The following is a 12,952-nucleotide window of genomic DNA, read 5'->3' on the forward strand; positions in this document are numbered from 1 at the left end:
GGGCGTCGCGCAAGCACCCTCCGGCGGGGAAGCCGCCGAAGGGTGAGGATGGGGCTTATTCCATCGGCTTGAAGTTGAACTCGCCACCTTCTTTGATGCCCGAGGGCCAGCGCGAGGTCACGGTTTTGGTGCGTGTGTAGAATTTGAACGCATCCGGCCCGTGCTGGTTCAGGTCGCCAAAGACCGATTTCTTCCAGCCGCCAAAGGTGTGATAGGCGAGCGGCACGGGAATCGGCACGTTGATCCCGATCATGCCGACGTTGACGCGCGCCGCAAAGTCACGCGCCGCGTCGCCGTCACGGGTAAAGATCGCGGTGCCGTTGCCCATTTCGTGATCCATCGCAAGACCAAGCGCCTCTTCATAGGTTTTGGCGCGGACGGTGGACAGAACCGGCCCGAAGATCTCGTGCTTGTAGATGTCCATATCGGGGGTGACGTTGTCAAAGAGGTGCGGGCCGACAAAGAAGCCTTCCTCGTAGCCTTGCAGCTTAAAGTCGCGCCCGTCGACAACCAGCGTGGCCCCCTGATCGACGCCAGTTTGTACCAGCCGTTCGATGTTTGCCTTCGCGGCTGCGGTGACCACGGGGCCGTAATCGACGTCATTGCCCGAGGTATACGGCCCGACTTTCAGCTTCTCGATGCGCGGCACCAGCTTTTCGATCAGACGGTCGGCGGTTTCCTCGCCCACAGGCACAGCGACCGAGATCGCCATGCAGCGTTCGCCCGCCGCGCCATAGCCCGCGCCGATCAGCGCGTCCGCGGCCTGGTCCAGATCGGCGTCCGGCATGATGATCATGTGGTTCTTGGCACCGCCAAAGCATTGGACGCGTTTGCCATTCGCGCAGCCCGTGCCGTAGATATATTCGGCGATGGGGGTTGAGCCGACAAAGCCCACCGATTGAATGACAGGGTGATGCAGGATCGCGTCAACCGCTTCCTTGTCGCCATTGACGACCTGAATGATACCTTTGGGCAGGCCCGCTTCTTCCAGCAGTTCGGCTAGCATCAGGGGCACGGATGGATCACGCTCGGACGGTTTGAGGATGAAGGCGTTGCCGCAGACGATGGCGGGGGCGAACATCCACATCGGGATCATGGCGGGGAAGTTGAACGGCGTGATGCCTGCGGAGACGCCAAGGGGCTGGCGCATGGAATACATGTCGATGCCGGGGCCCGCGCTGTCGGTGAATTCGCCTTTCAGCAACTCGGGTGCGCCGATGCAGTATTCCACCACTTCCAGACCGCGCTGCACGTCACCGGCGGCATCGGGCAGGGTCTTGCCGTGTTCGCGGCTCAGCGCTTCGGCGAGCTTGTCCATATCGCGGTTCAGCAGGTCCACGAACTTCATCATGACCCGCGCCCGACGCTGGGGGTTCACCGCGGCCCATGCGGGTTGCGCGGCCATGGCGTATTTTACGGCCTGATCCAGCTCTGCCTCGCCAGCCAGCGGGACTTTCGCCTGCACTTCGCCGGTTGCGGGGTTGTACACGTCGGCAAAGCGGCCTGACGTGCCTTTGACGTGGGCACCGTTCAGGTAATGGGTCAACTCTTGCATGGAATGCTCCTTCTGTGCGTTTGGCGGCAGGTTAGCCTTGCAAAAAACAAAGCAAAAGAGGCATGGCGTCAAAATCGTTTTGCATTATTGCAAAGCCTTGCGCGGGCTGAAAGGGTAGGGTGGGGCGCTGCCCCCGTCCTTCGGACGCCCCCGGAGTTTACGGGCAAAATGAAGTCTGTGCAGAAAACGAAGCGTGAAAGGAGCCGTGGCCGATGATGGGGAACTGGGACGACCTGCGGCTGTTTCTGGCCGTCGCGCGCGAGCAGAGCCTATCGGGCGCGGGGAAGCTGTTGCGGTTGGACCCCGCGACCTTGGGGCGACGCATGGCGCGGCTGGAAAAGACCATGCAGGCGGTATTATTCGTGAAATCGCCCTCGGGCTACGCGCTGACCGAGGCGGGCGTGCAGTTGCTGTCGCGCGCCGAAGCCGCAGAGCAGGCGATGCGGCAGGCCACGGCGGATGTGGTCGTGCCGTCGGATCAATTGGCAGGGCAGATCAGGATCGGGGCACCGGACGGCTGCGCCAACTATCTACTCCCACAGGTCTGCGCCCGTTTGGTGGCGGATAATCCGGGGCTTGATATCCAGATTGTCGCCCTGCCGCGGGTGTTCAACCTGTCGCGGCGCGAGGCGGATATGGCGATCGGGGTCAGCGCGCCCACGGCGGGGCGGCTGGTTGTGCAGAAAATCGCCGACTACCAGCTGCATCTTGCCGCCGCCGACAGCTATCTTGCCGCGCGCCCCGCGATCCGGACCGTTGCAGACCTGCAGGGGCACCGGTTGGTGGGGTATATTCCCGACATGATCTTTGATCGCGAGCTTGATTATCTGGCGGAGCTTGGCATGACGCGGGTGCCTCTGGCCTCTAATTCCGTGTCCGTTCAGGTGAATATGATCCGGCAAGGGGGCGGCGTCGGGATTGTGCATGATTTCTCGCTCCCTGCGACGCCGGGGGTGACGCGCATCCTGACCGGTGACGTGCATCTGAGCCGCGCCTTTTATTTGATTCGCCACGAAGACGACCGCCGCAATCTGCGTCTGAGCCGCGTTGCGGAAGCTCTGGCGCAGGGCGTCCGCGCCGAAGTGGCGAAACTGGAGGCAATTGCTTGACACGCAACAGTATTAAAGGGAACCTGACCTATAGGTAATATTCTTGCGAAGGGGCCGACCATGCTAGTTTCCCAAATCCTGAAAACCAAAGCGGATGACAGTGTTACGACGGTAAAACCGGGCACGCGTATCTCGCAGGCGGCGGCGATGTTGTCGGAAAAGCGGATCGGGACCTTGGTCGTGTCAGCGGACGGCAAAACGCCCGATGGTATCCTGTCGGAGCGTGACATCGTGCGCACCCTTGGCCGCGAGGGCGGCGGTTGTCTGGACGACACCGTAGAGGCGCTGATGACGCGCGATTTGATCACCTGCGCCAAGGATGAAACCGCGGATGATATCCTTGCCAAGATGACGCAAGGCCGCTTTCGCCACATGCCTGTTTTGGAGGATGGGGTTCTGATCGGCCTGATCTCTTTGGGGGATGTGGTCAAGGCCCGCCTGATGGAGCTTTCGATGGAGAAAGACGCCCTGGAGGGGATGATCAGGGGCCACTAGCCCACCGAAATTGGCGTTGCATCTTCGCGGTGTAAATGCTTGCTTGCACTTCGAATAACGACTTGAAATGACTGGACTCTCCCATGCGCGTAGGCCTTTACCCCGGCACCTTCGACCCTATTACTTTGGGTCACATCGACATCATCCGGCGGGCGGCGACGCTTGTTGATAAACTGGTGATCGGGGTCGCGATCAACCGCGATAAGGGGCCATTGTTCGAGCTGGAAGAGCGTGTCGCCCAGATCGAAGAGGAATGCCGCAAGCTGAACCAGGAGACCGGGACAGAGATCGTGGTGCATCCCTTCGAGAACCTGCTGATCGATTGCGCCCATGATGTGGGGGCACAGATGATCATCCGCGGGCTGCGGGCCGTGGCGGATTTCGAGTACGAGTATCAGATGGTGGGGATGAACCGTAAGCTGGATGACAGCGTCGAGACGGTCTTCTTGATGGCAGAGGCCGAGCATCAGGCGATTGCCAGCCGTTTGGTCAAGGAAATCGCCCGGCTTGGCGGGGACGTCAGCAAATTTGTGACGCCCGCCGTCAATGCCGAGCTGTTAAAGCGTTTCTCGCAATAACGATCAGAGGGTTTTCGCAACCTCGCGCGAGGTGTCGAGCATACGGTTCGAGAACCCCCATTCGTTGTCATACCAGCCCAGAACCCGCAGCTGTGTCCCGCTTTGGACAGAGGTCTGATCAAGGGCCACGACACAGGAATGTGAATCGTGGTTCAGGTCGATCGACACCAGAGGACGTTCAACCAGACCAAGGATGCCTTTCAGCGGGCCTTCGGCGGCGGTGCGCAGGGTGGCGTTGACCTCCTCCACCGTGGCTTCTTTCGACAGTTCGACCACCAGATCGACACAGGATACATTCGGTGTGGGCACGCGGATCGCGGTGCCGCCGATCAGCCCGTCAAGCTCGGGCAGCACTTTACCCAGTGTCTTGGCCGCACCGGTGGTGGTGGGGATCATCGACAGCGCCGCGGCGCGGGCACGGTACAGGTCGCTGTGCGCCGTGTCATGCACCGGCTGGTCGCCGGTGTAGCTGTGGATTGTGGTCATATGGCCGTGCTTGATACCGAAGGCGTCATGCAGGGTCTTGGCCAGCGGTGCCATGCAGTTGGTGGTGCAGGAGGCGTTGCTCAGCACCGTGTCTTCGGCGGTGATCAGATCGTGGTTCACACCGTAGACGATTGTTTTCATGGCGTCTTTACCGGGGGCAGAGATGACGACCCGTTTCGATCCATTCGCCAGATGTTTGGCCGCCGCCTCGCGCGTGGTGAAGATGCCGGTGCATTCCAGCACGATGTCCACATCGCCCCACGGCAGGGCAGCGGGGTCGCGTTCTGCGGTCACGCGGATCGGGCCTTGGCCCACATCCATCGTGTTGTCGCCCAGGGTGACCGGACGGCCAAAGCGCCCGTGGACCGAGTCGAATTCGAACAGATGTGCGTTGGTTTCCAGCGGGGCGAGATCGTTGATCGCCACCACCTGCAAATCATCGTCGCCACGCTCCATCAGCGCGCGCAAAACATTACGACCGATACGGCCAAAGCCATTGATTGCCAATTTGGTAGCCATGGGGCGTCCTCCTGAATGTGATAGCGCTAACATCGACATTTATGACAAAGAGTCAACCTGTGCAGGGCAATATTGCGCCGGAAGCGATTGGAGGGAAGGGGCCGACTGTCGGATCAGCGCCAGAACGCCACCCACTCGATCAGGTCGACAAATTTCTTGGTCAGGAAAATCAGATGTTCGCTGCCATAGATCAGCGCATCAATCCCTAGTGCGGTCAGCAGTACAGCAGCGAGAGAGACAGCGATGGGGGTGTCCATGGGGGCGGTGGTCCTTGCCTGCGGGTGGCCCAGATATGACAGGGCAACCCGCGCGTCGCAAGTCTTAGCCCAGTTTGCCCATGGCAACGGCAACATCGGCCATACGGACAGAGAAGGCCCATTCGTTGTCATACCACGCCAGGACACGCACCAGACGGTTGCCAACGACCTTGGTCTGGTCGGGCGCGAAGATCGACGAATGTTCGGTGTGGTTGAAATCAACCGACACTTTCTGTTCCGCATCATAGGCAAAGACCCGCGACATCGGGCCGTTTGCAGCGGCGCGCATGGCCTCGTTGACCTCTTCAACCGTGACATCACGGCCTGCCATAAAGGTCAGGTCAACCGCGCTGACGTTTGGCGTCGGAACGCGCATGGCGGTGCCATCCAGCTTGCCTTTGAGCGCGGGCAGCACTTCGCCCAAGGCTTTCGCCGCACCGGTAGAGGTCGGGATGATCGCCATCGCAGCGGCACGCGCGCGGTACAGGTCTTCGTGGCGGCGGTCCAGCGTCGGCTGGTCGCCGGTATAGCTGTGCACGGTGGTCATGATGCCGCTTTCGATGCCGAACGCATCATGCAGCGCCTTGGCCATCGGGGCCAGACAGTTGGTGGTGCACGACCCGTTCGATACCATCGTGTCCGAGGCCTGCAATTCGCCGTCGTTCACACCATAGACCACAGTACGGTCGACGTTCTTGCCCGGTGCCGACAGCAACACGCGTTTCGCGCCCTGATCCAGATGCACCTTTGCCAGCAGCCCGTCGTTGAACTTGCCGGTGCATTCCAGCACGACGTCGCACCCTTCCCAGTTCAGCTCGTTCATCTGGTAGGTCGACATGACCTCCATCTCTCCGCGCCCCAGATCCAGCGTGCCGTTGCCGACTTTGACTTCATTGGGAAAACGCCCGTGGACGGAATCGTATTTGATCAGATGTGCCGCAGTCTCCAGCGGGCCGGTCGCGTTGATGCGCACCACCTCGATGTCGTCCCGGCCCGATGCCGCGATATGAGACAGGGTGCAGCGGCCGATGCGGCCAAATCCGTTGATACCGACTTTGATGGTCATGGGGGCGTCCTTTGGCAAAGATCTGTAACTTTGCCGGTTCTATATCTGGTGGTCGTGAACAGGGGAAAGGGCTAAATCCCCCTAATTTCCGTATGTTAGCGATAAATATTCGTGTTAGCGATAACCCTCAGATCGGCTTTGCCTTCTGCCTGCGCTGCGCTACCCTTACGCCAACAAATATGGAGAGACTGAATGAGCGGCCTATTAGCCCTGTTGGATGATGTAGCAGCGATTGCAAAAGTGGCCGCGGCCAGCGTGGATGATGTGTTCGGCCAGGCTGCCAAGGCCAGCGCCAAGGCCGCGGGCGCTGTCATCGACGACGCGGCCGTGACCCCGAAATACGTCAGCGGCTTCGAGGCCAACCGCGAACTGCCGATCATCTGGCGCATCACCAAGGGATCGCTGAAGAACAAGCTGGTCTTCTTGTTGCCCGCCGGTTTGCTGCTGTCGAATTTCGCGCCATGGTTGATCGCGCCCTTGTTGATGTTGGGTGGGGCCTACTTATGTTTTGAAGGCGCTGAAAAGATCGCCCATGCGCTTGGGGTAGGGGGCAAAGGACACGAGGATCATCCCCCCGGTGCCGATGAAAAGGTGATCAAGGACCCTGCCAAGCTGGAAGAGCAAAAGGCCAAAGGTGCGATCAAGACCGACTTTATCCTCTCGGCCGAGATCATGACCATCGTGCTGTCAAACCTCGAGGTGTCAAATTTCTGGATGGAAGCCGGGGCGCTGGCCGCCGCCGCCGTGATCATCACGGTCGCGGTCTATGGCTCCGTCGCGCTGATCGTAAAGATGGATGATGTGGGGCTTTATATGGCCAAGAACGGCAATCTCGGCCTGACCCGTGGTCTGGGTCGCGGGATCGTTCGCGGCATGCCGTGGTTCCTCAAGGCGCTGACCATTATCGGGACGGCGGCCATGCTCTGGGTCGGCGGATCGATCATCGTGCACGGTATGGAGGAACTTGGTTTTGCTGGCCTCGGCCACCTGATCCACGACTACGCCGTCGCTTTCGGCCATATGGTTCCGGTCGCGTATGAAGGTGCCGCCGAATGGATCGCCAAAGCCGCGATGGACGGTGTCTTTGGTCTGGCCCTTGGGCTGGTGCTGATCCCCGTCGGCGAAAAGATCATCACCCCGCTGTGGCGCGCGGTCTTCAACCGCAAGGATGCCGGCGCACACGCGTAAACGGGGCGGATATGAGGAACGGAAGGGGGCGCAGCTTGCGCCCCTTTTTTTATGGCTGGTCGGGGTTAATCGTTGGCGCACCTATGAACCCTGCCTATGAAGACAATCCCTAGATTCGAATGCGGGCTGCGGAAGGAAAAGCCCTTGAGGCTGTCATGCGGTGGAACATTTGCCGCGCCTTGTCGGTTGAGCGGTAAGGCATGGGACGCCAAAACGTTCACCCCGACATGTCCATTTTTGAAACTCGGTGCTGGATGCTTGATCCGCCACTCTGATATGGAGGTCTTTTCGTGAAATTCACCCCCCTCGCATGTGCGACCATTCTGGCTTGCGCCGTAGCGCCCGTTCTAAACGCAGGGGTCGCGTTGCCCAGTGCGACAATGTCTTCCCTGACCGTGCCTATGGGGCAGGACTCCCAGATCGTGAAGATCAAAAACGACAAGGAAAAGGGCCCCAAGAAGGCGAAGAAGGAAAAGCATAAGAAGGACAAGCACGGGAAGAAAGAGAAGAAACACAAGAAGAAACACGAGAAACAGGCCAAGAAGCTAGAGAAGAAGCTTGAAAAGCACGAAAAGGTAAAAGTGAAAGTCAAACGGTCGAAGGAGGATCGTTCGCGTATTTCAAACGAGGTTCTCGAAGTGCGCGCACCTGAAGGTCGTGACATGAGCGTGCTACTTGGTGCCGTGCCACTCGCGCTCTTGGGCTCTCAAATCGCCTTTGCTGATGTTCCCGAAGAAAAACTGCTGACCTATCGCAACTGCCCACCGGGCCTTGCAAAAATGGACCCACCTTGCGTACCCCCTGGACTTGCCAAAAAAGGCGTGACCTATGAGGAATGGGTGGCATACGACGATAAGCAGCTTGACGCCATCTACCTTGATCAGCGTACGGAATTCTTGGATCGGGACATTGTCATTGGTGACGAAAGGGTGCCGGATCGGGACGGGGTTGTCGAAGAAGATGCAAATCGTGACGTCATCCTTGACGACGATACTCTGTTGCTCAGCTCGGAACAGATTGCATCGCTTTACGATCTTCGCCCCGCACCGGCAGGCAAGCGCTACGCGTTGATCGATGGCCAGCCTGTGTTGCTCACCCAAGAAGATTACACATCGCTACTGCGGATCAATGAATTGGCGCGGGTTGAAAACCTACCAGACGGCGTGCGCATAGCACCTACAGCGGCGTTGACGCAGAACGAATTGCGCCAAACCTACAAATTGCCACAGCTTGAGACCGGCAATAACTATGCTGTTGTGAATGGTGAACTGGTGACGTTGCAGGACAGCGCATTCGAAACATTGCAACTTATCCGGATCGCGCGCGCCATTTTTTGAGGCCACGCTGAAGTTAGACCGAGGGGCATGCGCCACGCCTCTCGCAGCTTTTGCCAGCGTCAGACGGCCCGCAACATTGTGGTACAAAAATAGAAAGGGGGAGCAAAATGCTCCCCCTTTTTCGTTGTGACTGTATCCGTTCAGATCACAGCAGCGCCTTGGCCTTGTCGGCGACATTCTGCGGGGTGATGTCGAACTTTTCGAACAGCTCTTCTGCGGGGGCGGAGGCGCCGAAGCGGTCCATGCCGACGAAATCGGCCTTGTTCCACTTGCCACGCTCGCCAGTCAGCCAGCGGTCCCAGCCTTGGCGTACGGCGGCTTCGACGCCGACGCGGACGGGGCCGGCGGGGAGGACGCGGCGGCGGTAGGCTTCGTCTTGGGCGGCGAACAGTTCCATGCAGGGCATGGATACGACGCGGGTGCCGATGCCTTCGGCTTGCAGCAGGTCACGGGCTTTCAGCGCGATCTCGACTTCAGAGCCGGTGGCGATCAGGATGACCTGACGTTTGCCTTCGGCGTCTGCCAGAACATAGGCCCCCTGTTCGGTGAGGTTCTTGTTCTTGTGCTCAAGCCGCACGGTGGGCAGGCCCTGACGGGTCAGCGACAGCACGGACGGTGTCTTTTTGCTGCTCAGCGCGATTTCCCAGGCCTCTGCGGTTTCAACCGTGTCGGCGGGGCGGAACACATAGGTGTTGGGTGTCGCGCGGCTGATGGCCAGATGCTCGACCGGTTGGTGCGTCGGGCCGTCTTCGCCCAGACCGATGCTGTCGTGGGTCATGACAAACACGCTTGGCACCTGCATCAGCGCGGCGAGGCGCATGGCGGGGCGGGCGTAGTCGGTGAAACACATGAAGGTGCCGCCGTAGGGGCGGATACCGCCGTGCAGCGCCATGCCGTTCATCGCGGCGGCCATGCCGTGTTCGCGGATCCCCCAGTAGACGTAGCGCCCACCACGGTTATCCACGTCAAACACGCCCAGATCAGCGGTCTTGGTGTTGTTAGAACCGGTGAGGTCAGCGGAGCCGCCCACGGTTTCAGTATAGAGCGGGTTCAACACCTCCAGCGTCTTTTCGCTGCTGGCGCGGGTGGCCAGTTTCGGCGCGTTTTCCGACGTCTGCTTTTTGAACGCCTTGATCGTCGCGCTCAGCTTCTTGGGGGCGTCACCGGCCAGCGCGCGGTTGAATTCTTCACGCTTTGTGCGCGACATGGCGTCGAAACGCTCTTCCCAGGCGCGGCGGTCGTCTGCGCCGCGTTTGCCGATCTCTTCCCAGGCGGATTTCACGTCGGCGGGGACTTCGAACGGGCCGGTTGTCCAGCCATAGGCGGCTTTGGCAGCGGCCATCTGGTCCGCGTCGGTCAGCGCGCCGTGACCTTTCGAGGTATCCTGCGCGGCGTGACCAAGCGCGATATGCGTCTTGCAGGCGATCATCGTGGGCAGATCGGATTTGCGCGCCTCGGTCAGGGCGGCGTCGATCTCGTCGGGGTTGTGGCCGTCGATTTCGATAACGTGCCAGTCAGCCGCCTTGAACCGTGCGACCTGATCCACTTTGTCGGACAGCGATACCGGCCCGTCGATGGTGATGTCGTTGTTGTCCCACATCACGATCAGCTTGCTCAGCTTGTGGCGGCCCGCAAGGGCAATCGCCTCGTGGCTGATGCCTTCCATCAGGCAGCCGTCACCCGCGATCACATAGGTGAAGTGGTCGACGATTTTCTTGCCGTATTGCGCGCGCAGGATTTCCTCGGCCATGGCAAACCCGACAGAGTTCGCGATCCCCTGACCCAGCGGGCCGGTGGTGGTTTCAATCGCATCAGCAAGGAAGTTTTCAGGGTGGCCCGCGGTGCGTGCACCCATCTGGCGGAAGTTCTTGATCTCTTCGAGCGGGAATTGTTCGTAGCCGGTCAGGTGCAGCAGCGAATAGACTAGCATGGACCCGTGGCCGGCCGACAGGATGAAACGGTCGCGGTCAGGCCACAGCGGGTTGGACGCGTCGAACTTCAGGTGCTTTTCGAACAGAACAGTGGCGACATCCGCCATGCCCATTGGCATGCCCGAGTGGCCGGAATTGGCGGCGGCGACAGCGTCCAGCGTCAGGGCGCGAATGGCGGTCGCTTTGGACCAATGGGCGGGATGGGCTTTGGCGAGGGCGTTCAGATCCACGGTGCAAGCTTCCTTATAAGGGGGAAAAGGGATTGCGCGGATCAATACCAGCCACCCCGCAAAGATCAAGGCCCAGAGGGCATCGCCCGCAGCAGAGCTTTTCCGCCGGGCCAAGGCATTGTTCTTAAAGGGGCAGTATTCCGCCTTTGGTTTCGGTAGGATCAGCGGAAACCACGTTGACCAGCGATTCGATGGTTGGCAAACTGCATTTTACGACTGACATACGACGTTTTACGAGGAACCCTGCGATGAGCGACATAGAACACTTGCAAGGCCGTATTCTGGCGGCGCTTGAAAGGGCATCGCGCGGAGCTGACAAACTGGCCGTCGCCAAGGCGGAGGTCCCCGATCTTTCGGAAGAACTTGCGCAGGAACGCGCTGTCAACGCAGAGCTTTCTGAACAGGTCACTGCCCTGAAAAAGCGGCTGGACGATGAAACCGCCCATCTGCGGGCTGAACTGGCCACAGCACAGGCGCGCAACAACAGTGCGGCCGCGGCACAGGCCCAGACCGAAAAGCTTGATCTGGAAATCCAGCGGGTGCGCCGCGCCAATGCGCAGCTGGCCGACGCCTGCGCTGCGCTGCGCGAAGCCAATGCCGAAGGGGTGGGGGACGCCGATCTGATCAATGCCGCCTTGCAGGCAGAGCTTGACGCGCTGCATGCCGCCCGTCGCGCCGATGTGGCAGAGGCGGACGCGATCCTCTCTGTTCTTACCCCGCTTGTTCCCACTGCCGAGGAGTCTGCCTGATGCCCGAAGTTTCCATCTCTATCGGCGGTCGCCAATTCGAAGTCTCCTGCCAAGAGGGCGAGGAAGACTACCTGCACGCCGCAGCCAAGATGCTCGACGACGAAGCGCAGGTGTTGTCGGATCAGGTAGGCCGGATGCCCGAAGCGCGGATGTTGTTGATGGCGGGCCTGCTGCTTGCCGATAAAACCGCCAGCGTCGAGGATAAGATCAAGGAAGCCCGCGCCGAACTGGCAGAGCGTGACGCAGAGCTTGCAAGCCTGCGCAATGTCGTGGTGGAGCCCGAGCGGATCGAGGTGCCTGTCATCCCGCAAAGCGTCACCGACAGCCTTGCCGAAATGGCCGCCCGCGCCGAAGCCTTGGCGAGCGAGATCGAAGACAAGGCTAAAGACGGGGCCCAGTGACCCAGCCGCGCGCCATCGCATTCGGGGCCGCGGCGGCGTGGTGGCTCGGGGTAGGGGGCAGCGCTTTGGCGCAGGCCATGCCGGTCACCGCCACCTATATCTGCGAGCGCGGGGTCGAGGTGCCGGTTTCCTATACCACTCCCGAACAGGGGGAGGCGACGGCTGTGCTTTATGTGGAAAACCGCATGGTTACGCTGGTCCGGACCCGCGCGGCATCAGGGGCGCGCTATGCATGGCCCTCGGACGGTTCCGGCTATGTCTGGTGGACCAAGGGGGACGCCGCGACGCTATTCTGGCATGATGCGGCGGCGGATGAAGATGTCACGCTCTACGCGGCGTGTCAGGCGCGGTGACGCGTTCTATGCAGGGCGCGCGCCGACATGCGTGGCGCGGTTCGGGTGCCCCTTGATCCAAGGCGCACCCGTTTCTTATCAGCCGACCGCTTAGCCGTTGGCTTCGCGGATCTTGTCTGCGGCTTCTTTGTCAAAGGCGACGCCGTTGTCTTCCAGCAGCGTGTCCAGCTCGCCCGACAGCATCATTTCGGTGATGATGTCACAGCCGCCAACGAATTCGCCTTTGACGTAAAGCTGCGGGATGGTGGGCCAGTCAGAGAAATCCTTGATCCCCTGACGCAGCTCTTCGTCGGCCAATACGTTCACGTCGGTGTAGTCGACATTCATATAGTTCAACACGCCAGCCACACGGGACGAGAACCCGCACTGCGGCATTGTTTTGTTGCCTTTCATGAACAGCACAACATGGTTGGCGGTGATGGTTTCCTGAATTTGCGTTTTTGCGTCGGTCATTTCGATTTGTCCTTTGGTATAAAGCGTTTCGCGTATTCTTGAGGGTCGCGGGGGATGCGGTAGTTGGTCTGATGTCCGCCGCCGCCGCCACCCGAATGATAGGTCGCGTCAATTTCGTGATAGCCCTTGCCCGGCTTTGATCCGCGTTCGGTATCGCGTGTGTGTTTCAGCGCCTGCAGGCCGCGCAGAACCGCCACGATCAGCACCAAGACGCTGAGGATCAGGACCAGGATCGGGTCCACCGG

Annotated in this window: 15 protein-coding genes; 8 read left to right on the plus strand and 7 right to left on the minus strand. The window is 60.3% G+C overall.

Annotation, left to right across the window (positions count from 1 at the left end):
- Positions 1–55: 55 nt before the first annotated feature.
- Positions 56–1,555, minus strand: a complete 1,500-nt coding sequence (locus tag B4F27_RS04310; RefSeq protein WP_286758959.1) for a CoA-acylating methylmalonate-semialdehyde dehydrogenase — start codon at positions 1,553–1,555, stop codon at positions 56–58.
- A 212-nt stretch (positions 1,556–1,767) separates the two neighbouring features.
- Here B4F27_RS04310 and B4F27_RS04315 point away from each other — a divergent pair, with 212 nt between their 5' ends.
- The 3 genes from B4F27_RS04315 to coaD all read left to right on the plus strand — a co-directional run bounded on the left by B4F27_RS04315 (position 1,768) and on the right by coaD (position 3,737).
- Entirely contained in the window at positions 1,768–2,664 is an 897-nt protein-coding gene (locus tag B4F27_RS04315) for a LysR family transcriptional regulator (protein ID WP_286758960.1), read from the plus strand.
- A 60-nt stretch (positions 2,665–2,724) separates the two neighbouring features.
- The gene (locus B4F27_RS04320) at positions 2,725–3,159 is read left to right on the plus strand and encodes a CBS domain-containing protein (protein WP_005852978.1); all 435 of its coding nucleotides are present in this window, start codon (positions 2,725–2,727) and stop codon (positions 3,157–3,159) included.
- An 83-nt stretch (positions 3,160–3,242) separates the two neighbouring features.
- Positions 3,243–3,737: a pantetheine-phosphate adenylyltransferase gene (gene coaD, locus B4F27_RS04325; RefSeq protein WP_005852979.1), complete on the plus strand. Its 495-nt coding sequence runs from the start codon at positions 3,243–3,245 to the stop codon at positions 3,735–3,737.
- Between the two features lie 3 nt (positions 3,738–3,740).
- Here the strand turns inward: coaD and gap (B4F27_RS04330) are convergent, their stop codons facing one another.
- The 3 genes from gap (B4F27_RS04330) to gap (B4F27_RS04340) form a co-directional block, all read right to left on the minus strand.
- Positions 3,741–4,742 carry a type I glyceraldehyde-3-phosphate dehydrogenase gene (gene gap, locus B4F27_RS04330; protein ID WP_074635074.1) on the minus strand — a complete coding sequence of 334 codons (1,002 nt, stop codon included), beginning with the start codon at positions 4,740–4,742 and terminating at the stop codon, positions 3,741–3,743.
- 113 nt (positions 4,743–4,855) lie between these two features.
- A complete protein-coding gene (locus B4F27_RS04335) occupies positions 4,856–4,999 on the minus strand; it encodes a hypothetical protein (RefSeq protein ID WP_005852981.1) in 144 nt (47 codons plus the stop codon).
- Between the two features lie 64 nt (positions 5,000–5,063).
- Positions 5,064–6,065, minus strand: a complete 1,002-nt coding sequence (gene gap, locus B4F27_RS04340; protein WP_009826779.1) for a type I glyceraldehyde-3-phosphate dehydrogenase — start codon at positions 6,063–6,065, stop codon at positions 5,064–5,066.
- Positions 6,066–6,257: 192 nt separating this feature from the next.
- Between gap (B4F27_RS04340) and B4F27_RS04345 the strand changes: the two genes are divergently transcribed.
- A complete protein-coding gene (locus tag B4F27_RS04345) occupies positions 6,258–7,253 on the plus strand; it encodes a DUF808 domain-containing protein (RefSeq protein WP_260002037.1) in 996 nt (331 codons plus the stop codon).
- A gap of 290 nt (positions 7,254–7,543) precedes the next feature.
- Complete coding sequence (locus B4F27_RS04350; protein WP_286758961.1) at positions 7,544–8,590, plus strand: transketolase; 1,047 nt, start codon at positions 7,544–7,546, stop codon at positions 8,588–8,590.
- Between the two features lie 145 nt (positions 8,591–8,735).
- On the opposite strand, the gene tkt is transcribed toward B4F27_RS04350, so the two are convergent.
- Positions 8,736–10,751 (minus strand): transketolase, encoded by a 2,016-nt coding sequence (tkt, locus tag B4F27_RS04355; protein ID WP_286758962.1) that lies wholly within the window; start codon positions 10,749–10,751, stop codon positions 8,736–8,738.
- Positions 10,752–10,999: 248 nt separating this feature from the next.
- Between tkt and B4F27_RS04360 the strand changes: the two genes are divergently transcribed.
- Genes B4F27_RS04360 through B4F27_RS04370 form a run of 3 tightly spaced genes read left to right on the plus strand, consistent with a single transcriptional unit; the run spans position 11,000 to position 12,254 of the window.
- Complete coding sequence (locus B4F27_RS04360; protein ID WP_286758963.1) at positions 11,000–11,500, plus strand: hypothetical protein; 501 nt, start codon at positions 11,000–11,002, stop codon at positions 11,498–11,500.
- Positions 11,500–11,901: a cell division protein ZapA gene (locus B4F27_RS04365; RefSeq protein WP_286758964.1), complete on the plus strand. Its 402-nt coding sequence runs from the start codon at positions 11,500–11,502 to the stop codon at positions 11,899–11,901. The genes B4F27_RS04360 and B4F27_RS04365 overlap by 1 nt, the downstream gene beginning before the upstream one ends.
- The gene (locus B4F27_RS04370) at positions 11,898–12,254 is read left to right on the plus strand and encodes an MliC family protein (protein ID WP_286758965.1); all 357 of its coding nucleotides are present in this window, start codon (positions 11,898–11,900) and stop codon (positions 12,252–12,254) included. Before B4F27_RS04365 ends, B4F27_RS04370 begins: the two co-directional genes overlap by 4 nt.
- Before the next feature lie 90 nt (positions 12,255–12,344).
- Here B4F27_RS04370 and grxD read toward each other — a convergent pair whose 3' ends face one another.
- Both grxD and B4F27_RS04380 read right to left on the minus strand, forming a co-directional pair.
- Positions 12,345–12,707 carry a Grx4 family monothiol glutaredoxin gene (gene grxD, locus B4F27_RS04375; RefSeq protein WP_009826786.1) on the minus strand — a complete coding sequence of 121 codons (363 nt, stop codon included), beginning with the start codon at positions 12,705–12,707 and terminating at the stop codon, positions 12,345–12,347.
- Positions 12,704–12,949, minus strand: coding sequence for a hypothetical protein (locus B4F27_RS04380; protein WP_009826787.1), 246 nt, complete (start codon positions 12,947–12,949; stop codon positions 12,704–12,706). The genes grxD and B4F27_RS04380 overlap by 4 nt, the downstream gene beginning before the upstream one ends.
- Positions 12,950–12,952 lie beyond the last annotated feature (3 nt).

This window comes from Sulfitobacter sp. UBA1132 (assembly GCF_002311545.1).
Taxonomy (GTDB): domain Bacteria; phylum Pseudomonadota; class Alphaproteobacteria; order Rhodobacterales; family Rhodobacteraceae; genus Sulfitobacter; species Sulfitobacter pontiacus.